Below are 22677 nucleotides of genomic sequence, written 5' to 3' on the forward strand. Positions count from 1 at the left end.
GACTCCTGAAAGAGTAAAAAGCATCCTTCCAAGCCTTCCCCCTTCGGCCGGGGGAAGGCTTTTTTTTCCTTTTCGAGTCACGAGATCTAGCCTATGCTGATCCATGTGAGTTCAGGCTCCTTGAAATCCCCAGATCCAAATTCCTTCGGCTCCGAGTCAGAGCAAAATTTTGCATATTTCTTACCATTAGTAGATGAGATCTCTCCGATTATCGCCTTGGATGAAGACTACATGGTTCGATATGCCAATACTTGCTTTAAGAAGGAGTTCCTACTTGGATCCAGTCCGATCGGAAAAAGTCTATTTTTGCTTCTAGATTTGGATTCAAAAGAAGAGGCCAATCTAAAAGAGAATCTGGAAAAGACCAAAAATACACTCACGAGAGTGCAAAACCAGGAATTTCGGAAAGGGAAGAAATTCTACGGATATTCGTTATTTCATTTCGAGTCTTACATCGGAATGATTCTGAAAGATATCAGCCATAACAAAAAGCTCGAAAAGAAGGTAGCTTCCCTGCATACAAAAGTTCTGGCCTCCCAAGAAGAGGAAAGGTCCAGATTGTCAAGGGAGCTGCATGATGGTGTAGGACAATTAGTGCTGGCCGCTAAGTTGCATTTCCAGGCTTACGAAAGATCCCCATCGGAGCACCCGGAATCATTCAAAGCTGGATTAGAACTTATCGATCGAGCAAGCCAAGAATTACGCGAAATTTACACAAATTTACAACCTTCTTCTCTAAAAGAACTAGGGTTGGAAGCTGCGGTACGATCCCTAACAAGCCAAATATTTCCGTTGCAAAAGATACAAGTTAAGACTAACTTCCATATCGCCGAAAATATACCACAGCATATTCAAAATCAAACCTATCGAATTCTGCAAGAGATCTGTGCAAATATTCTGAAACATTCTCAAGCAAACAAGGTGGAACTTCGTCTATTATCAGAGAACGGTTATCTGGTGGTGAGCGCTAGGGACAATGGAAAGGGATTTGAAGAGAAGGAGGCAAGACTGAAAGCGACAGGTTTCGGATTGGAAAATATCAGGAGGAGGACCGAAGACTTGAACGGTACTCTCTTTCTGGAATCGCGACCAGGTAAAGGGACTTATTACGTTCTACGGATTCCACTTTACCAACTTTCAAAGGAGAAAGTATGAACCCTCAACCTTCTGTTTGTAAACTTTATCTGGTGGATGACCATGCAATTCTTCGTGAAGGGCTAAGGCTGATTATATCTGGCCAGAGTGATTTAGAAATCGTTGGAGAAAACGCTAACGCAGAAAAGGCGTTAGATGAGATCGGAAAATTAGAGCCCGATCTTGTAATTACAGATATTTCCATGCCGGGAGTCAGCGGCATTGATCTTGTAAAAGGAATCAAAAGATATTATCCAAAGATACAGGTTATTATTTTATCTCGCCACGATAACGAAGAATATATCCAAAAACTGGTAGATCTCGGAATCAACGGTTACGTGCTGAAAGATGATGCAGGTGAAGATCTGCTCAGAGCGATTGATGCAGTACGTAGAAAAGAAACTTATCTTAGCCCAAGAATTGCAACTAGAGTTCTATCTGGTATGAATCGTAAGAAAGGCGGAGACCAACCAGAGGATGGATTGAACGCAGGTCCTTCAGTTTTCTCCGTACTTTCCGATCGTGAAAGACAGATTCTAAAATTGATAGCAGAAGGGAACTCCAACGAAGAGATCGGCAAGCTACTTCATATCTCTCCTGCCACAGTGAAAGTACACAGGGCAAATATTATGAAAAAACTAGACTTGCACAAAGTAGCAGACCTAGTCGTGTACGCGATCCGCGCTGGAATTGTAGAGAGCTGAGCGAGAGGCGATGTGTCCTAAATTAAGGTCGATCGCCAATCTTAGTTTCTAAATTAAGTGCATTGCATGAACGTCATTTGCGTTTTGCCGTTGAGTCGGCTTTTAAGCGCTACGCGCTAATTCAATCTTTATAATTTTTTATCTCTTTCAATTCACTTGAAATCCGCTCCCTTTGCTCGCGAACCTCATATTCATCCTGGATCCCCATCCAGAATTCAACGGAATTGCCGGAAATGCTTAATAGCGCTAGCACCGAAACAGTTCGTACAAATTTATTCTTCTTCCTTAAGATTGTTTTCGATCCGAAAGTTTGGTACGAACCATATTAAAGCAATCAGGCAGATCGCGATAAAAGCAATTTTCGGAAAGCCAATGAGGGAGATGATTGCAGCAGAAGTATTTAGCCCGATCGTAACATAACTTTTGGAATGGCCTGTGTATGCCTTGGAGAAAGCAGAGTCCGCCCCATGTAGACGACACAGCTGTTGCACTAAAATAACGTACGATAAGGTGACTAAGGCTAATACTGCAGCATAAAATGCGACGGTGATATCTGCAAAGGCACTAGCGCCCATTGTCGCGGTTGTAAACGGAATAAGCGAAAGCCAAAATAGAGAAAGCATATTGAACCAGAGAATTCTGTTGTTAACCGTTCTTGCTCTATGGAACAAATGATGATGAGTGCTCCAGTAGAGGCCGACAAAAACAAAACTAAGTGCATAACTGACGAAAAGAGGATAGGCATCAATATAGTTTTGCCAAGTGGGATTGTGGGGAACTTTTAATTCCAGCACCATGATGGTAATGATGATAGCAATTATGCCGTCAGAAAACGCTTCGAGCCGATTCTTTTCCATGAGTTGTACCGGTTGGAATTCTATTACGTTTTGCTTAGACTGGTCAAGAAATCTTCTCCTTCAAAGTTACCGTATAATTTGCTGAGTTGGAGCGAGGATCGTCTTGGCACCCTAAAACGAAACGAGAAGCCGTAGTTAGGCACAACTCTTTAAAATAGTTGATTATACCGACAATTGTATCCTTTCGGTAATTCTGTTATTTCAAATCGAGAGTCTTTTGGATTAAATTTTTCTAAGTTTAAATCACCGTATTCGAAAGTATCCTTCAAATCGTGAGGCTTACGACTTGAAAATTTACTTATTGTTGAATAGACCGAATATGTACAGCCATGAGTGCACACTTCTGGTTCACCAACGCCTTTGTAATAAAATTCTTTTTTGGGAATCAATGTTATTTTCTTTTTCGTAGCGTCAAAACATCCATGCTCCGAACAATTATACCCCTCACAATTATAATATTCAGATAATTCATAGGACCCGTCTGAACAAATTTTTAAGTAGGAACCTTCGCCTTTAATCTTAACATTCAAAAGTCTTAACGGTTGAGGACATTGATAATCATTCAGAGAAGCTAGTTGAATTAAGGATCCAAATATATATCCAGTTTCGTCACCATTGAAAAGCACTTTGGCCCATTTATCTCTAAAGCCATATTTAATTGTAAGTGTTTCTTTTTTATCCAAGAATTCAATGACTTCGACCATTTCATTCTCCAGAACCTTTCCTAAAGTTGGAGATTTTATACTTGGTTCTTTTCTAATTGCACCTTCTTTTACGATTACCTGATATTTCGTTGTTCTAATATTTATTTTTTCTTTCTTAGAAATTAAGAAGCAATTGCCTATTAGCAGAATCAAAGTTATTAAACCTATTTTATTCATTTGCAAAATTTTCCTTTTCGTGAATCTTAAAACTTTGCTCATGAACTAACAACAAAGTTTGATTGTGTTCACCTAACAACGAGGACTCGATTACATTTTGTATTAGCGAGCTAAAGTGCAGCGTCAGAATCGACTGTTAGGCGATGTGCATTAATTAAGGCCAGTAACTAGCCGTAACCCTTCTTCAATATCAGTCATCTTGCTCGATTTCAATTTGCCGACTTTATCAATAAACCTTTCTCGATCTAAAGTTACTATCTGAGAAACATTTACGACTGAGTTTTTTGACAAGTTAGAATCTTTTTTAGAGAGAATAACATTGCCTGGGGCTTCGGCTAAATTCAAATTTGATGTAATTGAAACTACGATTACCGTATTAATATTGCTCTCATTAAAAGAATCGTCTTGTACTATTAAAACTGGACGCTTAAAACCGGGCTCACTTCCAAATGGAATACCTAAATCCACCCACCAAATTTCACCACGAATCATTCTTTAAACTCTTGCGAAGCAATTCGACAGATAGATTATTGATATTGTCTTTTGAGTTATCTTTTCGATCTCCATAGATTTCATTTAGTCTTTCAGTAACTGATTGCTTGCTATGTGATCGAATAAACTCTTCTAATGCCTTGGCAAAAAGTTGGCTCCTAGGAATTCCTAGCCTTTTAGCAGTTTCTTCTACTGCTTTAAATAAAGCATCGGGAATTGAAACAGCTGTCTTCATAATGCTGGTATAACCCGAGTTATACCCATGTCAATAAGTTATTCTATCGATTTGTGAAGAAATTTAGTCGTTCTGAAAAACAAAAGATTTGCGAGGATGCTGGCGCACGGCCCCGCAGTACCCGTCAGCGCTAATATTAATCCCAAAAACAACTTTTCTCATGGATCACTTCCTCACGCACAGCAACTGCACTGGAGATGTATTGCAGGCAGAAGAAAATGTAGAATTAATCGCTTGGTCATTCGTGAATCCGCCGGTTCCTAATTGGCCAAACGATCCTCCTGTACCATCACCCCAGGTCGAACAATCTTCTCCGGGAGAAGAAGTCCAATCCGCGGCGAGACCTGTCCACCACTGCAGAGCTCCGTTCGAACTGAAAGGCTGATCTAGCGGAAAACCACTCACTCCGGGAGTTGTTCCTGGAATTCCGTGAGTACCTGTTAGGAACACTCTTACAGGAGCCGGATAATTAAGATAGTAAGCGGTACTTGGTAATAAAGGCCAACCTGAATTTTCTGCAGAACCGCCTGAGCAGAATGCAGTCGTGCACGCAACTCTTCCAGTCCCGACAACTAACGCTTGATAGTCGGTTCCTATTCCTGGGTATGTCGCAAAATTTGTATCCTTCTCGGTGGCACAAATTCCGTCTGCACCGGCGACTCCGCTCAAGCCCCCGGTCCTTGGAGTAACAGTAACAAATATGTACTTATAACTCAGAGCAGGATCTGCAATTGCCCCCAAAAAATTTGGATTGAGTAGCAGAATCGCTTCATCTCCGCTTGGAAAAGGTTTTGAACAAGAAACAACTATAAGTGTTAAAATAAAAAGTTTCAGTGATCCCAAAAAACCACCTGAAGACACGTTCCTTCTACGAAGTTCCTTCTTTTTGGTGGAGAAAAATATACCAATCGAAAGGAACTTAGATATATTATGCAAAAATAATAAATTACCTAGACCCGATACATCTGTTTTTTTGTGTGATAGTTTCATAGTGCATCTAGTAGCTCCAAGAAAATGTCATTTCAATTCGGGAGGACTTACCGCTTAAAAAGCTCGAAGCCGAATAAGCTCCAGCATTCGATTGTATTTCTGGCACTACACGCAAGCTAATCTTTGAACCGGCGATAGACCGATTCTCCCACCATAAGATGTAGGCCAAACTGAGGATTGCGATTCCACCAATCAATGCCTGATTTTGCTGATGTGTATGATATTCCGCTTTATCATGATTTCTCGCTTCTAACAATGCAAACGTACCAACCGTTGGAATATTTCGGCTCAAAAGCCCGATCACTTTTGGATCATTCATAGAATCATCTGCCAAACGATTGCCGGCCATTCTTTCCGAGTTACCTACAACTCCCAATACTCCGAACCAAAGCCAAACCGCGCTTGCTTTCCACTTTTGATCGTTCTTGTAAAAACCCCATCCAGGCACCCAAACGAAGGATTGATCTGAAACTTGCTTTCCTTCTTTTTCAGCAATCGCAACTGCCTTTGGCCTGTCCTGTTCCACTTTAAATTTTGTCCACGCTGTAAATGCAGATGGCTTTCCAAATCGATTGAGTGCAGCGATTCTGAATTCGTAAACCCCGGAGGCAACTTTGAACTCTATCTCGTTCTCTTGGACCTTCCTCTCCAAAACAAGTGCTTCTGAAACCTGAGGTTCCTCGAATGACTTTCGCACTTCTACTAAATATCCGCGACTGCCCTTTACCTCTTTCCACTCTATATAATAAATGAATTCTCTTTCTTCGGCAAATACAGATCTGCCGAAAAGGAACAAAAGAATCGCTATATAAGGGATACTTTGCCTACACCTACGCATTATTTTTCTATCCAAGATCGATCTATTTCCTTAAGGTCTTGCGCCGCTCGATTTTGTTTCCGGTGCTTCCAATTCTTCCCTTAATAATATCTTGAATTCAGCTTGTGAGTTAATCTGAGAATTTCCTTCTAATTCCAAAGACCAAACGAACTTACCTATATCCAATTTTTCTAAATCTCTAAATCCGAATTTTTTACCTTTAACTTTTCGTTCATAGACAAGCTCGTTGCCGCCACCCTTCTGCAAATACAATCGAAACTTCCATTCGCTCTTAGCTTCAGGAAGATCCGATTTCCATCGAAACACGAGAGAATCTTTTCCGGTCATGTCTACAATTGTGTTATTCTTGGGGTACTCGAGAATTAGACTATTCGTGGCTTCGGTAACCTTCGTATTTTCTGCAACTTTACTTTCCTCAGTGGCTTGCCCCGAGCTTATTTGCTCTTCTTTTTCCGAAATGGTCGGAGCCTGAGCGTTTACGATAAGCATTCTTTGTTCGGAAGCAGAATCAGTGCCTGGTAAATTTGCGTATGAAACAACCCTCCAGTAATAAGTGCCTGGATCCAATGTTAAGGACAAGTTCGTTCTAAAAACTTGAGACTCACGCCAGTTTGCGAAGTTTGGATCTGTAGAAATTTGTAATCGATAACCGCTCGCAATTTTTAGCCTGGACCACGCAAACGAAACTGTTCTCTCGTCGTGTTTACTTCCCGGAGCAGGATAGTGCAAAGAAGGAGGAGGATTCGGCAATATTCGAAATTTATGTATTTGTGATATACTCTTTCCGTCAAAGGTACGGATTCTCCAAAAGAAAATTCCTTCGCTGAATCTCTCTTTGATCGATTTTCCTTTGACTCTCTTTTTATGCCGGATAGCAGAAAAGTCCCTTTGCGTCGAGACTTCCCACCAAAAATCAGAGGCATTATCAGAGTCGTTCCAGCTGAATTCCACCGTTTCATCCTTGCCGACAGGAAAATATCTTCTGGAATCTTCAGGAGAAATTAAGTTTAGCTCGTTTTTAAATGGCTTTCCTTCAAGTGCGGACTCACCAGCGACTAACGTAGATTTGACGATTCCTTCCTCGGTCCATTCTATCTCCCCCTTCTGAACCTCTGCCCGAACTCCGTCTTTGGACTTGGTAGTACGGAAGACAGAATCCAATTTCGGGTTTAGGCCCACGCTTCCTGTCAAAACGGATAGTGCTTTTTTCCCGTTAATTACGAGTAAACTGCCTTCTCCTAATTCTAGATTTTCCTTATTTTCTTTTAACTGAAGAACCACCATAGACTGAGGATCCAATTCGATTTGAGTACCAGAATTTAAATAAACGATCGCTTCGGATGCTTCATCGGTTCGGATGGAGTCCTTATCGTGTACGGCCATGCCTTGGTCCAAATCTTCCCAAAGCATTCTGTCAGGAAATTTTCTCTGGGCCGTTTTATATCGAAACGAGACTGTCCCCATGATCTCTTTTCCGGAACTTCCCCTGGATTTGGATTCTAGATATAGTAAACTCAGAGAAAGCACCAAACTAATGGAGCAGGCTACTGCGACTTGAATTTCTCTTTTGTAGGATTTCCAGTTCACGGTTGTACCTACTGGGCAAGTGCTTTAGAAGGAGAAGTCGGAGTCGGGATACCGCAAATCTTGCGGAGCTCTTCTAGGTTCTTCGGTGATTCCTTATCGCTCTTCCACCCCAGGACAGCGTACAAAGTTTGGGGCTCTTCCTTGCCTCGGATCCAAATTGCAGGAAGCTTTTCAAAATAAAAAGTTTCTTGCACTTTCAGGTAGGAAGATTCCGAAACAAGGATATCGGTTCCGAAATCCTTGTTCATATATTCGATTCTAGAAGCAAGATTCACAGTATCTCCGATAACCGTGAATTCGTACTTCTTTTCCGAACCGATCTGTCCTGCAACGACCGGGCCTGTATTGATCCCGCAACCGAAACGGGCCTTCGGTCTGCCCATTTGTAGGCCGATTCTATTAAATTCTAATAATGCGTTTCTCATTAACAGGGCTGCGTTGACCGCATTACGAGTGTCATTCCCATCGGAGTAAAGAGCTCCCCAATGCGCCATAATCGCGTCTCCGATGAATTTATCTACGATGCCCTGGGTCAAATAAATGCATTCCACCATCTCGGTGAAATACTGATTCAAAAATTCGACAACTTCACTCGGTCGCATCTTTTCTGCCATACCGGTAAAATCCCGAAGGTCCGAAAAGAATACCGCCACTTCTTTCGTTTCACCGCCGAGTGAAATATCACCAGCTAACGCGCGTTCTGCGATCTCTTTGTTGACAAATTTACCAAAGGTATCTTTTATCTTTTCCCTTTCTTCCAGCCCTTTCGCCATTGCCAAGAAAGAGTTGGTCAACACTCCGACCTCGTCTCTTGTTACAGGTTTAATTGCCACTCGATAGTTCCCTCTCTCTATCTGTCGAGTCGCACTTAATAAATTTATAATGGGAACAGTCAATGTTCTCGAAAAGAAAAACACAACCAAGAACGCAAGTGAAAGAACAGAAAGCAGAATGTACAGGTTTTGTCGACGAATCCGATAGACCGCTTCAAAAGCGCGATCTGCTTCGAGTGAGGAAACCACAGCTAGATTTCCATCCTCTAACTGTTGAAAGGAGCCAAGAGTTTCCTTTCCTTCAAATTCCGCGGTCTGAGAACCGTTATCCGCAGGATTTCGAAGTAAAAACTGAACTAGAGGATTTTTTGAATAATCTTTTCCTGATAGAGCCTCTGATTCGTCAGTATGTGCTACTAACTTTCCCTGAGCATCTACGACCCAGATCCGAAACAAATCTGTTTGCAAGGCGGAGCGAGCCGATTCCCAAAGTTCTCCGGGTGCAATCAGAAAAAAGCTAGCTTCCGCACCGCCCTTCTTTCTATCGGAGAAAAGAACTAAAGGAAAACCGAATCGAATACTTAGATTCGCTAGAAGTAAATGTCCACCGTTTGAAACAAACAATTTTGACTGTTCTTCCTGCGATGTACTATCCCAAATCTTGCTGATCTCTTTTTCATCCTTATGCAGATCTTGTAAAAATCTAGGATTCCAGTAAATGAGAGAGACTCCTCCCCTTTCTTTGCCCCAAGCCAGGATTCTAGGATTATTTTGAAAATAAGACTGAAGGAAATTTGGTACGGATAATTTTTGACCACTCGATTTTGGAGCGATTGGGGTGTTCGATTGAGAGTATAACTGATCCAGTTTGGAGCTCAATTCTCGGATCCTCAAACCGACTTGCAATCCAGTCAATCTGGCCAAACTCAAATTGTATTCTTGAATCAGTGATACGGTGTAATTACGAAACAGAGTAGTCGCCAAACCGATCACAAGTCCCATACTCAAGACAACGATCGCAGTTACGATCGAAAGTAGCTTAACTCGAATCGTGATCGCAGATGCCTTGAAAAGACCACCCCCCTTTTCTCCTCCTGCGAGCGCTGCGCCTTTGTGGGCTTCCTCGGTGTGCGCCTCGGATGATATCTCATCCTTAAGAATATCTTGTTTTTCTAATTCCTCTTTCGGTTCTGGCTCGAGGGTTTTTTCAGATTTATTGTGCTCTATTTTTTTTGCGGGAAATCTTTCATTCAATAGAACCAAAAGCTCCTGACTAAAATCCGCAGAGTAAAAGACCATCACGGATCCGGATTTAGCGCTCTTTCGAAAATAAGCTTCTAATTTATCCGCCGAGCTTCCTGAGGCGCGAAACCTAGATCCGTCGATCGTAGAAATTGCTATATTCTCTTCTTTTAATATCTTTACGAATTCCCTGAATTTTTCGGCGGACTTCCAGTTAGATGCGTCACCTTGGCTTCCCCAAAAAATCACTTCGATTATTCCGTGAAGGTGCAATTCCTCTAACCAAGTATTCAATTCTCCTTGGTCGGGAGAAAATCTCGCTGCAAAGATAGAGATTCGATCTTCAAGCGGAAACTCGTACAAATTTAGGACCTTCCTTTTTCTCCCTATCGAGGAGCCGCGAAAAAGTTTGAAGGAAGAGTCTAGTTTGTCATTCGAAAATCAATTTCTATCGAATCATCTCCGCTTTTTCTAAGAGTCGCCCATCGTTCTGCTACTGCTTTGTCACATAATTCAGAATTTTGCACAAATCTCTCGTTTAAGGAAAGGCGAATAACTTTTCTCTTAAATACTTAACCTAAACAAAGTAAAACTTTAGATTTAGAATCTGAATGATAGGCTGAAATGTTTTGATAAGTATTGAGTTCACAAAGAAAGAATCGGAGGCGCCCGGGCCTCCCGCCCGGGCCTTCACAACCCTGATTCGGACTTAACCCTTAAGGGGCAACATAAATCGAAGCGCCTTTCTCCAGGAACTCCTCGGATTTTTCCTTCAATCCTTCTTCCACAGCATCCGACTCACTGAGACCCTTCTCATCTGCGTATTTTCTCAGTTCTTGCGTAAGATTCATAGAGCAGAAATGAGGCCCACACATGGAACAGAAATGAGCAGTTTTCATTCTATCTTGTGGCAAGGTTTCGTCATGAAAGGATTTCGCTGTTTCCGGATCCAGAGATAACGCAAATTGATCGTCCCAGCGGAATTCAAACCTTGCTTTGCTCAAAAGATTATCCCTTTCCATCGCACCCGGGTGCCCTTTGGCAAGATCTGCAGCGTGCGCCGCGATCTTATACGCAATCACTCCTGCTTTTACATCTCCTTTATCTGGCAATCCGAGGTGTTCCTTCGGAGTCACATAACAAAGCATCGCTGTACCATGCCAGCCAATGATCGCAGCTCCGATTGCAGATGTGATGTGGTCGTAACCGGGAGCAATATCTGTCACAAGAGGTCCAAGCGTATAGAAGGGAGCTTCCTGACAAATTTCCATTTGCAGATCCACATTTTCTTTGATGAGGTGCATTGGTACATGTCCGGGACCTTCGATCATTACCTGGATATCTTCTTCCCAGGCTTTTTTGGTAAGTTCGCCTAACGCACGTAATTCGCCAAATTGGGCTTCGTCATTCGCGTCTGCGATGCTTCCAGGACGAAGTCCGTCACCGAGTGAAAAAGAAACTCCGTATTTCTTCATGACCTTACATATGTCATCGAATCTTTCATACAGAAAGTTCTCTTTGTGATGCGCAAGACACCATTTCGCGATGATGGAGCCTCCCCTAGATACTATGCCCGTAGTTCTTTTTGCTGTGAGCGGAATATAACGTAACAGTACTCCTGAATGAATCGTAAAATAATCCACTCCCTGTTCTGCTTGCTCCTCCAGAGTTTCCAGAAAGACGTCGATCGTAAGATTTTCGGCCTTTCCTTTCACTTTTTCTAATGCTTGGTAGATAGGGACAGTGCCAATTGGAACAGGTGAATTCCGAATCACCCATTCTCTGGTTTCATGAATATTTTTTCCGGTGGAAAGATCCATGACTGTGTCCGCTCCCCATCGAACCGACCATCTGAGTTTCTCCACCTCTTCTTCGATCGAAGAAGAAATCGCTGAATTCCCGATATTTGCGTTGATCTTCACCAAGAAATTTTTTCCGATAATCATCGGTTCCAACTCAGGATGCTTGCGATTCGATGGAATAATCGCCCTTCCTCTGGCGACTTCGCTCCGTACGAATTCAGGATCCATGCCTTCTCTCAAGGCAACGTATCTCATTTCCTCGGTCAAAATTCCTCGTTTTGCATAAAACATTTGCGAGTGATTCTGATCACCTCTTTCCACCCTCTTTCGAATCCATTCCTCACGAAGCTTCGGAATTCCGACTCGCATATCTATTGTTAGGTTATCGCCACCCCAGGGTCCTTCTGTTGAATAGGTAGAATAAGAAGTTCCATCAGTTAGATTGATTTTCTTACTCGGTATTGAATGCTTGGCGGCAAATTCTGCTTGGATAGGATCCATATTTTCCTCCGACGATTGGGAAAGAAAATCCTGACTGGAACGAAACTGTGAAAATCTGGGGGGAAATTTTCGATTCAATCAGCTTTTACTGATGATCGAAAATAAAACTCAAACTTAACTTTCTGAAAAATTTGAATTCTCGAAGAATCTATCGCTTTCCTCCGTTTTCCTTCGCAGGCATTATCCTGATCAGGTTCCAGGGACTCTCTCAGAGATTGGAATTCTCCTCTCCCACCCCCAACGGCTTCTTCCATGAGATTCTGGTTCGAGAGGATTCGCAAGGAGTTTCTTTTTCATAAAAACGAAATATAAGAGACATTTTCACAGAATGAACGGTGACTCAGAATATAAATAATGTTCTCTGCTCAAAAACCTTCTCCTAACTTTTGTTCGAAATAAAATGGACCCTTTCCTACTTTTTTTGCCATTTTGGAATATCCTGTTTGACAAGGGTCCCTACAAAATTAGAGTCCTGTCCTATGCTTGAGCCCACTATAGACATAAAATGCTCGGGTAATTTCCACTCTACGATACGAAAAGTTTAAGGAGCTATATAAATGGTTCGTAATATCAGCAAGGCGCTGATAGTGGCAGCTTTCCTGTTCACTACAGCAAATCTGAGTGCTAAGTCCTACGTTACCGGAGGATTGGGTCTTCAGTTCGACTTAGGACAACTCGGCGAAACAATCGCTACCGATGGTTTGGATGCGTCCAACTACTTTGACGTTGCACCGAATGCTCCAGCAAACGCAAACGCTGGGGTCGCGGTTCGTCGCGCAATTATTCCGGAAAACCGCATGCTTTCTCTGCAGCATACTACCGCGAATATCATCAAAGCAAAAACAAGTGGTGCAATGTCAGGTATGACTATTTCCGCTGGCTATGAGCGCGATTTCGGAAAGGCTTTCTTCTGGAGGGTAAACGCTCACTATACGAGAAAAGTTGCCGGTGGGCAATCATCCATGAAATTTGTAGAATACAAATTCTATGATATTACTTGGGATTATAATGCGGTCCAAATTCCAGTCAACGTAGGTATCAAAGTTTCAGTTTCTGAAGATGCTGCTCTTTACGTTGGTGCTGGATTACACTATTTTAATGGTGGATGGAGTCTTGCAGGTAGCTCAAGAGTGGAAGACGTGCACCAAGCATTGATTGGACTCGGCTTAGGAAGCTCTACAATCACGAACTTATTGGCTGATGGAACCAACCCTACTACCAATTTCGAAAATACTAGATTCCACGTAGCTGGTCTTGCGCCAAACTGGCTGGTAGGAGCTCAAGCTCGGATTTCCGACAAAGGACATATTTACTTTGAAGCTGAAACTCTGTATTCCTTCAAATACGGTATTGCTCACCCACAATCTGCTGGTGGAGCACAGTCCTTAGCACCTAGCGTTGCTTATCCGATCGTTCTGGGAGGAACCCAGTATCGCTTTGGATACAAACACGAGATTTAATTCTTTAAATCAAGTGTATAAGTTGCAAAAAGGTCCTCTGTATAGAGGACCTTTTTTTATGTACATTAAATATTCAGAATATTAGATTTGTGTTAGAAAGAAACTTTCCCTTTCCCCTCTAAAGGAACGAATTTGACTGGAAGTCGATTCAGAACCACCCAACTGTTTTCCTTTTTTTGCAGCGTCAATAAATACTGAAATTCGGAATTGTATTCAATCGGCAGAACTGCCTTTGCCAAGTCCTTTAAGTGTCTGAAGAAAGGACTCTCGGACTTAGGAACAGTAGGAAAACAAGCAGAGGCGACCAGACGATCAAAAGCTCCAAATTTTTCTGCCACCTCATACGCATCCCCCAAAAGTACAGTCTGCAATTTTGAAAAAGACGGAATCCAAGTTTCGAGGTTTTGAATTGCCTTTTTATGCAATTCAGGAACGATTTCTACCGAGACGATTTTCACCCCCAGCTCATTCAGAATTGCAGTCAGGTATCCAGTTCCAGTACCGATTTCCAGAACAGTCATCCCCGGCTCTAACGCCAACCGCTCTGACATGTAAGCGACAATATAAGGCTGAGAAATCGTCTGATTCCAGCCCACGTGAATTGCCTTATCATCATAAGAATATTTTTGAAGATCGTCCGGAAGGAAAAGATGCCGTTGCACTTTCCGCATCGCCTCTAGAACTTTAGAATTCTGAATCCCTCTCGCTTCGATTTGTGTTCGGACCATCAGATCCCTAGCTTTTTTTTGCCCCGAAGTTTCGAGCGGATGAACAACTGGAACGTGCAGGTCAGAACTTTTATTTTCCATTGACACTCGAGGTCGCGTTCATATCCTGGCACTGGGTTTGGCTCTGTAGCTCAGTCGGTAGAGCAGAGGACTGAAAATCCTTGTGTCGGTGGTTCGATTCCACCCGGAGCCACTGCCTAATTTCCCGCCTTCCTCTCTTCCCCCAATTTCCAAAGTTCCGTAAAAACGACCGGATCTACTTCCTTGCAAAGTTCCGGCTTATACAGTTTCTTGACCGGAGGCTTCGGATAAATATGTATTTCGTCCGTATCCGGAATGTAGGTCATCATTCTCAAAATCTGATCGAGTCCCTCGATTTCGTACATAGTGTAAGACATCCCCTTGGACGGGATGATTTGAGAGGTTTCCAAATACTTCATGCTGCTCCTAATTTCCGGACTCGTGACAGAGATTCCCCTTTTTCAGGGATAGAACGCCGAACCTTCCGACCATTCTACAACAAGTTCCTACAACCTCAGCTCATTTTTCCGAGTTCGATAGCGATTCTTTTTTGCTTGTACTTTTTCTGGCACTCGATCTAATCTTCCTACATGTCCGGAAGCTCAAAGAGGATGGATAAGGCATTCTTGGTCGGGCTCACCGGAATTATCGGGGGTGGAAAGTCTACTGCTGCAAAGATTCTGGAAAGTATAGGCGCGTTTCGAATCAGCTCGGATGAGATCGCGAGAAAATATTCGGACCCGGATTCTCCAATTCGAGACGAATTAGTCAGAGAACTCGGAGAGGAAATTCTAAGCGAATCTGGCAAACCGGACAGAAAAAAAATCGCAAAGGTGGTATTCGAAGATCCAAAGAAACTCGAAGCACTGAATCGATTGATTCATCCAAGGGTACGCGCAGAGTTTCAATCCGTTCTAGAGGGACTTACAGAGAACACCCTCGTGATTTGGGAAGTACCACTTCTCTTTGAAACGGATGCGTTTGAGATATGCGATAAGACAGTATGCGTACTCTCCGATCCCGAAAGTTCTTTGAAACGGGTAGTTTCTAGAGATGGAATCTCGCTCAAAGAAGCAACTGCTCGCATGAATAGCCAGTTACCTATTGAGGAAAAGGCAAAACGAGCCGATTATGTCATTAGAAATCTAGGAACCTTACGAGAATTAGAGCAGGAATGCAAAAGGATCTTTAAGCAGCTAAGAGGATAAGAAATGAAAGAAAAAATATTCTATGTCATTAATCTAGATAATAAGAGAATCTTTTTATTATCTCTGTTTCTTATCGGACTCCTTTTCTCATTTTTCTTTTTGGGAGTTTCAATCGGTAGGAAAAGGGGCCAGGTCCAAGAAAATCTTGCGCTCGCGACTTCAATCAGCTCCGAACAAAGTTCGGGAGGCAGTACTCTAAATGCAATTCCGTTAGACTCCTTTGAAAGTAAATCCGAAAATACTAATTCGGTTAACGTTGCAAATTCTACGAACAGAGAAGAAGAGATTCGGTTCAGAAACCTTCCGCCAAATTCTGAGATCGTAGATCTGAAAGTTGAAACGACAAAAAAAGAAACAGAGACGAAAGAAAGCGAAAAAAAAGTCGTCTCGGACACAATAAAAAGGCCTCAAAAGGAAAAAAAATCTGTACGGAAAGCAAAAGATCATAAGTCAGCTGAGACTGCAACAAAAGGGAAAAAGCATATATCTAGCGAAAACTTTTTTGTGCAAGTTGCTGCATTTAAGAGTAAATCAAAAGCGGATGAACTGAAATCTAGCTTGGGCGGAAAATCCTTTGTGAAAAAAACTGCAAACGGTTATTTTACAGTTCGGATGGGAAACTTTTCCTCTAAAGAGGAAGCAGATCGATCGATCAAGAGACTTCCCACTCAGCTCAAGGAAGGAGCTATTATCTCAAAGGAATAATTTGATAGGACTGTTTGCACAGTACTATGATTTTTTTTCTATTGACCCTTACATATGAGACAGACACTTTCGTCGCAGAGAGAAATGGATCTGCAAGGGCTTGAACCAGTTCGTATCGCCGTCGTCAGATCTACGATCGAACGACTGCGAGTTACTTATTCTGATTTGTTAACTACCATCAAAGGTTATGATGGTATACCGCACTTTTTTGAAAACCATCTGTATTCACCACCGAACAAAGAAGAGAGAGATAATGCGCTCGAAAGTCTTTACGAAAAACTAAAGACTGTCGCCGGAAAAGCAATGACCGACAATATCCGGCAGATTATCATGCTAAACAATCTTACGGACTCTTTAGATTTTGATACCGCAAAAATTGTAGTCGATAACAACCTACTAGAAGACGGCGAAATTTCCAGGAACAATCTGTATGCTGCGATCGGAGAAGTGAAACGATTTGAGGACCGAAGAACTCAAATCGTTATGGTCGGAGAAACCCTCAAATTTTTCTTTTCACTTTCCAAATTACCAATGGTAAAACTGATTATGGCGCCGATCAAAGTTGCCGCTTCCATGGTAGGAGCCACTTCTCTCGTGGATACAATGGAAGCGGGCTACAAGCTCTCGAATCAAATAAAGGACCTGGGCCCTTTTGTGGATGCATTTGTAGATCGAGAAAACCGATTAATCACCAAACTAGAACAAGGTGCAGAACACTTTTAACATAGCCTTCCCTGAATCTAGGTTGCAAGAACTCAGCTAATTCGCACAGTCTTCCCTAAACTTCAGAGTTTAGCAAGGAAGGAAAACATGTTTATAGGCCACTACGGAGTTTCTTACGCTTTAAAGAAAGCGGAACCGAAAGCGCCATTCTGGGCGTTGCTCATTGGCGTGCAGTTCGTAGATGTATTATTCATGTCCTTTATACTACTTGGAATCGAAAAAATGAGATTGGTCCCAGGATTTACAGAGGTGAATCCTTTCGATTTGTATTTCATGCCTTACACTCACAGCCTGGTGGCTACAGTCTTTTGGTCTGTTTTAACCTTCTTTCTCTTCAAGTTTCTATTCTTAAAAAATATAGATTCGAAAATAAAGAATAGAGTGTCGCTTGTGGTAGCAATTTCGGTTGCATCACATTTCTTCTTGGATTTACCTATGCACACGAAAGATCTCCCTCTCTTTACAAATGATGGTTTAAAGATTGGATTCGGTCTTTGGAACTATAGAATTATTTCGATTTCACTAGAAGTATTGCTCTTGGGCATCGGTGCTTATCTTTATTTCACTAACACAAAGCCTAAAGATTCGTTCGGCGGTAAATATGGAATGCATATATTCATCGGAATCCTTTTTGTCCTAGCAGTCGCGACTCCTTTTCTCCCCATTCCGGCCACAATCACTGAATTTGGAATCCAAGGTTTATTCGGATATTTTGCAATTGCGGCGATAGGTGGTTGGTTGGACTCAAAAAGAATTCCTATCTCATCCAACTAACAGATGCTAACTATTCATTGTTAAGGTGGAAGTTTAAACCAACCAAAGGCTGAACTCGAAAAAATAGTATGATATCAAACCGATAGGCACTTCATTTCCTTTTGAAAATCGAAATTTACATCTTGTTATTCTGTTTGATCTAAAACCTATGAAACTTTTAACAGCTATTTAATCTTTTCTTCACGAAGTTGAATACAAAACTTTCGGAATAGAATTTTTTAAGGAAGGCAACTAACTAGAACTATGCGAAAACCACTTTGCTAAACTCAAGATTCTTAATATTTTATGATAAATAAAAAATTTTTCAGAAATTTGAAAAATGCATTTTATTGGGATGTCCTTTTTCATATGAAAAAGATTCACATAATACTATTGCTTTTAATTCTTTTAATGTCTGCTTGTTCTCCAGGTGAGAACAATTCGAGTTCGACAAAGCTTGTTCCCACATCACAACTTTTAGAGAATGTCGTAAGTGGGTCTTCGGCTTCTAAACTTTCCTTATCAATTTCTTCACCGACTCCAGGGCCAAGAAACTATAAGTATCTGTTCGTGGCGACAAACGAAACGGGTCATGATGCAAACTGGGGAGGAATCGCAGGAGCTGACGCTTTTTGCAATTCACATGTACCATCTAATATTACCGGAGGGGACGGTGGCATTATAGCCGATGGCATCGTTAGTGATTTAAAACCTTTTAAAGCAATGGTCGTTGACGGAGTATATCGTTCCGCTGCAGGCGGGGAATTCGGCAAAATCGATTGGGTCTTCCGACCAAATACAGAGTATCGCAGAGCTGCCGATAATGCGATTGTTTTCACCAGCAATTCGGATGGATTGATCGATTTCTTTAATAATGCAAAGTTGCAAAATTCTTTCGCGGTCCCGAACATCCCTACTGGAATCTGGACCGGACTGGATTCCAAAGACTGGACCGTGTGGACAGTCGGAACTCCGGTTAATTGCCAAGGCTGGACCACAAGTATGTTGCCCCTATACGGAGTCTTCGGAAATGCGAATTCATTAGATGGTCATTCTCTAATGAATCAAGTCGCAGGTACTTCAATTGGTGGGACTCTGCAGTGTGGGACTAAAATTTCACCCCTTCAGAACTTAAAGTTAGGAATCCTTTGCGTGGAACAGAACAGCGCAAATCCGGAGGAATAAGTTTAAAGCGAGGGTGCTACAGGCCTCTCGCGTTCGAGTCCCTCAGCATTCTTTATTAGAATTATCTTATATCGGTTTAAAGGAGAGATTCTGACACTTTGAATAACAGTCGCTTCCTATGGGGCGCGACTGTGTGAGTGGAGGTCCTGACCGCTACGCAATTCCGCTTCCTGCGGAATTTGGCTCCGCGGCGTCTCGCGTCTGCCATCGCACATCCTGTGCTCTGGTCGGCTTGGCTTACGCTCCCTATGGGTCGCTACCAAGCCTCTCAGACTCTCGCGTTCGAGTCCCTCAGCATTCTTTATTAGAATTATCTTATATCGGTTTAAAGGAGAGATTTGCTGCGAGTGGAGGGACTCGAACCCCCACACATTACTGCACCAGAACCTAAATCTGGCGTGTCTACCAATTCCACCACACTCGCGTAGAGTTCCAATTTTTCAAAACTGGGTCATAGGTCAAGTGTAATGAGCGTCGGAATTGAAGGCGAAATTTATCAAAAAAGCATTGCTGGAGGAAGGAAGCGGAATGGCAGAACCAATTAAAGTGCGCATTTTTTCTTAGAGTACCCCGCCCGGGGTGGGGGCCGGAGCGGCAGCGGTGGCTTCCTCCGAACCGAATTTTCAGAAAAACCCTGACGTGGCGATTCCTTTTTCTCGAAAGCGCGCGTAGGACCTCCTACACCATTTGTTCGCAAATTCCGGAGTTACTTCTCGTCAGAAAGAAACCCTTTCAGGATGAAATCAGTTCCTGGTAAAGAGGTAAGATCGCTTCTGCTAAGGGCAAATCCTCCGGGCGAGTGATTTTCAGATTATAAGGATGCGATTCTACAAGCGCAAAATTTAATCCAGCATGCTGGCCCCAGGTACATAGATCCGTAATTTCAAAGCTCCCGGGAGTCCGAGGAAGTTTTTTTAATAAATCTCCTCGAATTGCTTGAGGAGTCTTCATGAACCAAATTCTTTCACGATCCAAGAATTGATTTTTGTTATCTTCCTTTTGCAAAACTGTCTCGTGATTGCGAGTAGCTAGTGTCGCTAATCCAGATCTCTCCGTTTCCATTCCCAGGTGATTCAAATCTTCTGAATGCACAAATGGTCGGGCTGCATCGTGAATGTAAATTAGGTCATTCGAACCGATCTGTATGCTATCTAATCCCCGAAGCGTAGACTCGTGTCGAGTAGGACCTCCTTCTACGATTCGATCTCTTTCCCTCAAATAAGGAGAGCAGATTTTTTCCGTCTCTTCCATATGGTCAGGATGTGTGACAATGATGATCTCTTTCGTTAGTCCCCATTCTAGAAAACTTAAAAGACTGTGAAGCAGTATCGGTTTTCCTTGCAGTTCTAGAAACTGTTTCGGTCTGGAACCGCCCATTCTGGTCCCAGACCCACCGGCTAACAATAAAACACGAATGCTCTCAGAGGGGAACCAGGAGTTCATTCTGAACGACTTGCTCCAAAGTCTGCTTTTTGCGAATTAACTGAAATTTACCTTCCAAATCCAAAAGCACCTCTGGTGTCTCTGGATAAGAATTATAATTCTTTAATGACATAGAGGAACAATATGCACCAGCACCTTCCATTACAACGAAGTCATCTATGTTCGGGATCTCGGTTACTACAGTCCTTGGGCCTCCACCCTCCTCTTGCGTCATAATATCTCCGCTCTCACAACAGTGTCCGACATAAACGACTTCTCCCTTTGCTCTAGTCGCATTCTCTTCTTTCGATACAACTACAAGCGGATGCTTTGCTGCATAGAGAGCTGGCCGAGTATTCACATCCATTCCAATATCAAGTTTTACGAAAGTAAAACCGCCATCGCCGGTCGAGACGACGTCATCAACTCTAGAGACGATGGCTCCGTTGTTTACCATTAAAAAGGATCCTGGCTCGATCTCCATTTTTAGTTTCTTTCCATGTTCTTTTTCAAACTTTTGAAATAATTCTTTTACAGGAACTCCGATCACCTGGGGATCTGTTGTTTTCTCGTCGGCCATTCTTCCTACTTTAAAGCCACCTCCCAAATTCACGGTATGGCAATTCGGAAATTTAGCTGCGATTTCCAGTGTATAATGAGCAACGGCCTTCCAGACCTCAGGATCCGAACCAGAGCCAATATGAGTATGGATTCGGATCACTTTAAGCGAATACTTTTGTACGATGTCCTGCACTTTTGAAAGATCTTCGTGCCAAATTCCAAAGGAAGAAGTTTTTCCTCCCACGTCAGTCTTCTTTGTCGCCCCGGAGCCGAGCCCGGGATTAAATCGAATGCTGACTTCGCCACTTGGAAATAATTTTCCAAATTCTTCCAGTTGTTTCAACGAACATGCATTGAACTGGACTCCAGATTGGACCAGATCCTTTAATCCTAAAGCCAATTGCTGAGAAGTGAGTAATATTTCCTGGGGTTTAAATCCTGCGAGAATAGCTCTTCGGACCTCGTGTTCGGAAGATGCGTCGATATGTATTCCCTTCCTGCGAAGGACTTCCAGTACCGTGCGACTTGGGTTTGCCTTCATCGCAAATCTAACGGTAATGCCGAATGCGTTCGGAAAAGACAGAGCTTTCTCACAGCTCAATTCTATTCCCCTGCGAGAATAAACGTAGATCGGAGTTCCGAAGGTACTCGCTAAGTTTCGGACTTGTTCCTTCGTCAAAAATTTTAGATTTTCTATTGATTGCATACTGACTGATGAGTTTCTATATAGTTTAAGGCCATCTTCCCAAGGTGTCCGGGTTTTTTCAAAGGCAAATTTCCGATTTATGGCTGGCAAAATCACTCACTTGGAAGCTCTTTCTCAGGTCTGCAAACACTTAGACCATGGAACCGCAGAGCAAAGGAAAATTGCGAAGTTATTAAGAGAAGAATCCACAAGAAAGTACGCGAACATCGGAGCAATCGCTCCAGATATTTTCTATTTTTATCATGTGCTTTCCCCCCGCAAAACAAAGAAAGCTACAATCTGGGGAGATTTAAGCCATCACGAAAGTGTACTAGAGCTCGTGCTCAGTTTTCTAGATCGAATTTTAGAAACCGAAGAAGGTTTGTACAGAGATAGATTCCTTGCATTCACTTTAGGTTATATTTGTCACTGCGCAGTAGATATCATTACTCATCCTTATATCTTTTTTATCTCTGGAGATTTTTATAATAAGGACAAAAAGATCAGTTCGGAAGCCCAATACAAACACATGCGGGTCGAGTTTGCGTTAGACTCCTGGTTGCTTCATTTTCGTTGGGGAATGACCCCGAAAGCTTATGATTTTGTGCAGCATGTGGATTTGATTTTCAGAGCAAAAGATGGTAAAAAGAAAATGGATCCTATGCTCTGGCATTTTTGGCTAAGAGGCCTCAAAGAAACTTTTCCGGAAGTTTATAAAACGGAATATATCGGTTCAGAGGAAAAGATTATTCCAGGTGATATATTAAACGAATCCTTCTTAGGATATTTGGACTTTCATCGTTACCTGGATTCCAGAAATAGATTTATCCGGGCGACTCTGAGTTTTATCGATAAAATCACCTTTCATAAAGTAAAGTCTTCAGTCCTCATGCTTCCTTTAAAGGAACATATTGATAAACGAATTATGAATGAAGAAAAGACGGATTGGTCCTATCCTGCGGATCCTTCGATCATCCGCAACGATTCATTTGTGGAATTGATCAATAGATCCTGCGAAGCCGCCAAAGATGCAGTTACGATCGCCTGGAATTATGTGCATGATAAAGCATCCAGATCGTCTCTTATTAAAGAGTACCAAGGTTATAACCTGGACACTGGGCTAAGGTATCATGGGATTGAAAAAATGAGGCAATTTTCACCCTTATAAAAAGGCCGAGCGAATAAATTCA

At 42.3% G+C, this 22677-nt stretch carries 22 protein-coding genes, 2 tRNA genes and 1 riboswitch; of the genes, 10 read left to right on the top strand and 14 right to left on the bottom strand.

All coding sequences use genetic code 11. The features are described from left to right. The first annotated feature begins 93 nt into the window (after window positions 1-93). Both CH373_RS16850 and CH373_RS16855 read left to right on the top strand, forming a co-directional pair. On the top strand, window positions 94-1155 hold the full coding sequence (locus CH373_RS16850) for a sensor histidine kinase (protein ID WP_207761497.1): 1062 nt from the start codon (window positions 94-96) through the stop codon (window positions 1153-1155). After that, window positions 1152-1838: a response regulator gene (locus tag CH373_RS16855; RefSeq protein WP_100715090.1), complete on the top strand. Its 687-nt coding sequence runs from the start codon at window positions 1152-1154 to the stop codon at window positions 1836-1838. The genes CH373_RS16850 and CH373_RS16855 overlap by 4 nt, the downstream gene beginning before the upstream one ends. A gap of 272 nt (window positions 1839-2110) precedes the next feature. On the opposite strand, the gene CH373_RS16865 is transcribed toward CH373_RS16855, so the two are convergent. The 9 genes from CH373_RS16865 to thiC form a co-directional block, all read right to left on the bottom strand. Next, the gene (locus tag CH373_RS16865) at window positions 2111-2695 is read right to left on the bottom strand and encodes a TMEM175 family protein (protein WP_100715089.1); all 585 of its coding nucleotides are present in this window, start codon (window positions 2693-2695) and stop codon (window positions 2111-2113) included. A gap of 149 nt (window positions 2696-2844) precedes the next feature. Further along, complete coding sequence (locus tag CH373_RS16870; RefSeq protein WP_100715088.1) at window positions 2845-3576, bottom strand: SH3 domain-containing protein; 732 nt, start codon at window positions 3574-3576, stop codon at window positions 2845-2847. A 150-nt stretch (window positions 3577-3726) separates the two neighbouring features. Next, window positions 3727-4068 carry a type II toxin-antitoxin system PemK/MazF family toxin gene (locus CH373_RS16875; RefSeq protein ID WP_100715087.1) on the bottom strand — a complete coding sequence of 114 codons (342 nt, stop codon included), beginning with the start codon at window positions 4066-4068 and terminating at the stop codon, window positions 3727-3729. Beyond that, complete coding sequence (locus CH373_RS16880; protein ID WP_100715086.1) at window positions 4055-4303, bottom strand: ribbon-helix-helix domain-containing protein; 249 nt, start codon at window positions 4301-4303, stop codon at window positions 4055-4057. The genes CH373_RS16875 and CH373_RS16880 overlap by 14 nt, the downstream gene beginning before the upstream one ends. Before the next feature lie 165 nt (window positions 4304-4468). Continuing rightward, window positions 4469-5293, bottom strand: a complete 825-nt coding sequence (locus tag CH373_RS16885) for a DUF1554 domain-containing protein (RefSeq protein ID WP_100715085.1) — start codon at window positions 5291-5293, stop codon at window positions 4469-4471. A gap of 7 nt (window positions 5294-5300) precedes the next feature. Then, window positions 5301-6146: a fibronectin type III domain-containing protein gene (locus CH373_RS16890; protein WP_243393454.1), complete on the bottom strand. Its 846-nt coding sequence runs from the start codon at window positions 6144-6146 to the stop codon at window positions 5301-5303. Between the two features lie 15 nt (window positions 6147-6161). Beyond that, window positions 6162-7718, bottom strand: coding sequence for a FecR domain-containing protein (locus CH373_RS16895; protein WP_100715083.1), 1557 nt, complete (start codon window positions 7716-7718; stop codon window positions 6162-6164). Between the two features lie 8 nt (window positions 7719-7726). After that, the gene (locus CH373_RS16900; protein WP_100715082.1) at window positions 7727-10096 is read right to left on the bottom strand and encodes an adenylate/guanylate cyclase domain-containing protein; all 2370 of its coding nucleotides are present in this window, start codon (window positions 10094-10096) and stop codon (window positions 7727-7729) included. Window positions 10097-10449: 353 nt separating this feature from the next. Continuing rightward, window positions 10450-12036, bottom strand: coding sequence for a phosphomethylpyrimidine synthase ThiC (thiC, locus tag CH373_RS16905; RefSeq protein ID WP_100715081.1), 1587 nt, complete (start codon window positions 12034-12036; stop codon window positions 10450-10452). 149 nt (window positions 12037-12185) lie between these two features. Continuing rightward, a riboswitch (TPP riboswitch) is annotated at window positions 12186-12285 on the bottom strand. A gap of 308 nt (window positions 12286-12593) precedes the next feature. On the opposite strand from thiC, the gene CH373_RS16910 reads away from it, so the two are divergent. Next, the gene (locus tag CH373_RS16910; RefSeq protein WP_100715080.1) at window positions 12594-13496 is read left to right on the top strand and encodes a porin OmpL1; all 903 of its coding nucleotides are present in this window, start codon (window positions 12594-12596) and stop codon (window positions 13494-13496) included. Window positions 13497-13588: 92 nt separating this feature from the next. Here CH373_RS16910 and CH373_RS16915 read toward each other — a convergent pair whose 3' ends face one another. Continuing rightward, window positions 13589-14305, bottom strand: a complete 717-nt coding sequence (locus CH373_RS16915) for a protein-L-isoaspartate O-methyltransferase family protein (RefSeq protein WP_100715079.1) — start codon at window positions 14303-14305, stop codon at window positions 13589-13591. Between the two features lie 39 nt (window positions 14306-14344). Between CH373_RS16915 and CH373_RS16920 the strand changes: the two genes are divergently transcribed. After that, window positions 14345-14417 (top strand) — tRNA-Phe (locus CH373_RS16920). A 4-nt stretch (window positions 14418-14421) separates the two neighbouring features. Here the strand turns inward: CH373_RS16920 and CH373_RS16925 are convergent. Next, on the bottom strand, window positions 14422-14664 hold the full coding sequence (locus CH373_RS16925; protein ID WP_100715078.1) for a hypothetical protein: 243 nt from the start codon (window positions 14662-14664) through the stop codon (window positions 14422-14424). A 171-nt stretch (window positions 14665-14835) separates the two neighbouring features. Here CH373_RS16925 and coaE point away from each other — a divergent pair, with 171 nt between their 5' ends. The 5 genes from coaE to CH373_RS16950 all read left to right on the top strand — a co-directional run bounded on the left by coaE (window position 14836) and on the right by CH373_RS16950 (window position 18819). Further along, entirely contained in the window at window positions 14836-15453 is a 618-nt protein-coding gene (coaE, locus tag CH373_RS16930; protein WP_100715077.1) for a dephospho-CoA kinase, read from the top strand. 3 nt (window positions 15454-15456) lie between these two features. Continuing rightward, complete coding sequence (locus CH373_RS16935; RefSeq protein ID WP_100715076.1) at window positions 15457-16158, top strand: SPOR domain-containing protein; 702 nt, start codon at window positions 15457-15459, stop codon at window positions 16156-16158. A gap of 84 nt (window positions 16159-16242) precedes the next feature. Further along, complete coding sequence (locus tag CH373_RS16940) at window positions 16243-16881, top strand: FFLEELY motif protein (RefSeq protein ID WP_100715075.1); 639 nt, start codon at window positions 16243-16245, stop codon at window positions 16879-16881. Between the two features lie 87 nt (window positions 16882-16968). Continuing rightward, window positions 16969-17655, top strand: a complete 687-nt coding sequence (locus CH373_RS16945) for a hypothetical protein (RefSeq protein ID WP_100715074.1) — start codon at window positions 16969-16971, stop codon at window positions 17653-17655. A 348-nt stretch (window positions 17656-18003) separates the two neighbouring features. Beyond that, a complete protein-coding gene (locus CH373_RS16950) occupies window positions 18004-18819 on the top strand; it encodes a DUF1554 domain-containing protein (RefSeq protein WP_165778864.1) in 816 nt (271 codons plus the stop codon). Between the two features lie 342 nt (window positions 18820-19161). Here the strand turns inward: CH373_RS16950 and CH373_RS16955 are convergent. From CH373_RS16955 to CH373_RS16965, 3 genes are all read right to left on the bottom strand, one after another. Continuing rightward, a tRNA-Leu gene (locus CH373_RS16955) sits at window positions 19162-19243 on the bottom strand. Between the two features lie 308 nt (window positions 19244-19551). After that, on the bottom strand, window positions 19552-20262 hold the full coding sequence (locus CH373_RS16960; RefSeq protein WP_100715072.1) for an IspD/TarI family cytidylyltransferase: 711 nt from the start codon (window positions 20260-20262) through the stop codon (window positions 19552-19554). Next, a complete protein-coding gene (locus CH373_RS16965) occupies window positions 20240-21508 on the bottom strand; it encodes a diaminopimelate decarboxylase (RefSeq protein WP_100715071.1) in 1269 nt (422 codons plus the stop codon). The genes CH373_RS16960 and CH373_RS16965 overlap by 23 nt, the downstream gene beginning before the upstream one ends. A 79-nt stretch (window positions 21509-21587) precedes the next feature. Between CH373_RS16965 and CH373_RS16970 the strand changes: the two genes are divergently transcribed. Then, the gene (locus tag CH373_RS16970) at window positions 21588-22655 is read left to right on the top strand and encodes a zinc dependent phospholipase C family protein (protein WP_100715070.1); all 1068 of its coding nucleotides are present in this window, start codon (window positions 21588-21590) and stop codon (window positions 22653-22655) included. Window positions 22656-22677: the final 22 nt, after the last annotated feature.

This window comes from Leptospira perolatii (assembly GCF_002811875.1).
In the GTDB taxonomy this organism is placed as follows: domain Bacteria; phylum Spirochaetota; class Leptospiria; order Leptospirales; family Leptospiraceae; genus Leptospira_B; species Leptospira_B perolatii.

Coding starts and splice junctions, on each gene's coding strand:
- CH373_RS16870 (WP_100715088.1), bottom strand. CDS start 3,576: ATGAATAAAATAGGTTTAATAACTTTGATTCTGCTAATAGGCAATTGC.
- CH373_RS16945 (WP_100715074.1), top strand. CDS start 16,969: ATGTTTATAGGCCACTACGGAGTTTCTTACGCTTTAAAGAAAGCGGAA.
- CH373_RS16925 (WP_100715078.1), bottom strand. CDS start 14,664: ATGAAGTATTTGGAAACCTCTCAAATCATCCCGTCCAAGGGGATGTCT.
- CH373_RS16950 (WP_165778864.1), top strand. CDS start 18,004: ATGAAAAAGATTCACATAATACTATTGCTTTTAATTCTTTTAATGTCT.
- CH373_RS16880 (WP_100715086.1), bottom strand. CDS start 4,303: ATGAAGACAGCTGTTTCAATTCCCGATGCTTTATTTAAAGCAGTAGAA.
- CH373_RS16865 (WP_100715089.1), bottom strand. CDS start 2,695: ATGGAAAAGAATCGGCTCGAAGCGTTTTCTGACGGCATAATTGCTATC.
- CH373_RS16915 (WP_100715079.1), bottom strand. CDS start 14,305: ATGGAAAATAAAAGTTCTGACCTGCACGTTCCAGTTGTTCATCCGCTC.
- CH373_RS16875 (WP_100715087.1), bottom strand. CDS start 4,068: ATGATTCGTGGTGAAATTTGGTGGGTGGATTTAGGTATTCCATTTGGA.
- CH373_RS16850 (WP_207761497.1), top strand. CDS start 94: ATGCTGATCCATGTGAGTTCAGGCTCCTTGAAATCCCCAGATCCAAAT.
- CH373_RS16885 (WP_100715085.1), bottom strand. CDS start 5,293: ATGAAACTATCACACAAAAAAACAGATGTATCGGGTCTAGGTAATTTA.
- coaE (WP_100715077.1), top strand. CDS start 14,836: ATGTCCGGAAGCTCAAAGAGGATGGATAAGGCATTCTTGGTCGGGCTC.
- CH373_RS16910 (WP_100715080.1), top strand. CDS start 12,594: ATGGTTCGTAATATCAGCAAGGCGCTGATAGTGGCAGCTTTCCTGTTC.
- CH373_RS16960 (WP_100715072.1), bottom strand. CDS start 20,262: ATGAACTCCTGGTTCCCCTCTGAGAGCATTCGTGTTTTATTGTTAGCC.
- CH373_RS16940 (WP_100715075.1), top strand. CDS start 16,243: ATGGATCTGCAAGGGCTTGAACCAGTTCGTATCGCCGTCGTCAGATCT.
- CH373_RS16970 (WP_100715070.1), top strand. CDS start 21,588: ATGGCTGGCAAAATCACTCACTTGGAAGCTCTTTCTCAGGTCTGCAAA.
- CH373_RS16965 (WP_100715071.1), bottom strand. CDS start 21,508: ATGCAATCAATAGAAAATCTAAAATTTTTGACGAAGGAACAAGTCCGA.
- CH373_RS16935 (WP_100715076.1), top strand. CDS start 15,457: ATGAAAGAAAAAATATTCTATGTCATTAATCTAGATAATAAGAGAATC.
- CH373_RS16855 (WP_100715090.1), top strand. CDS start 1,152: ATGAACCCTCAACCTTCTGTTTGTAAACTTTATCTGGTGGATGACCAT.
- thiC (WP_100715081.1), bottom strand. CDS start 12,036: ATGGATCCTATCCAAGCAGAATTTGCCGCCAAGCATTCAATACCGAGT.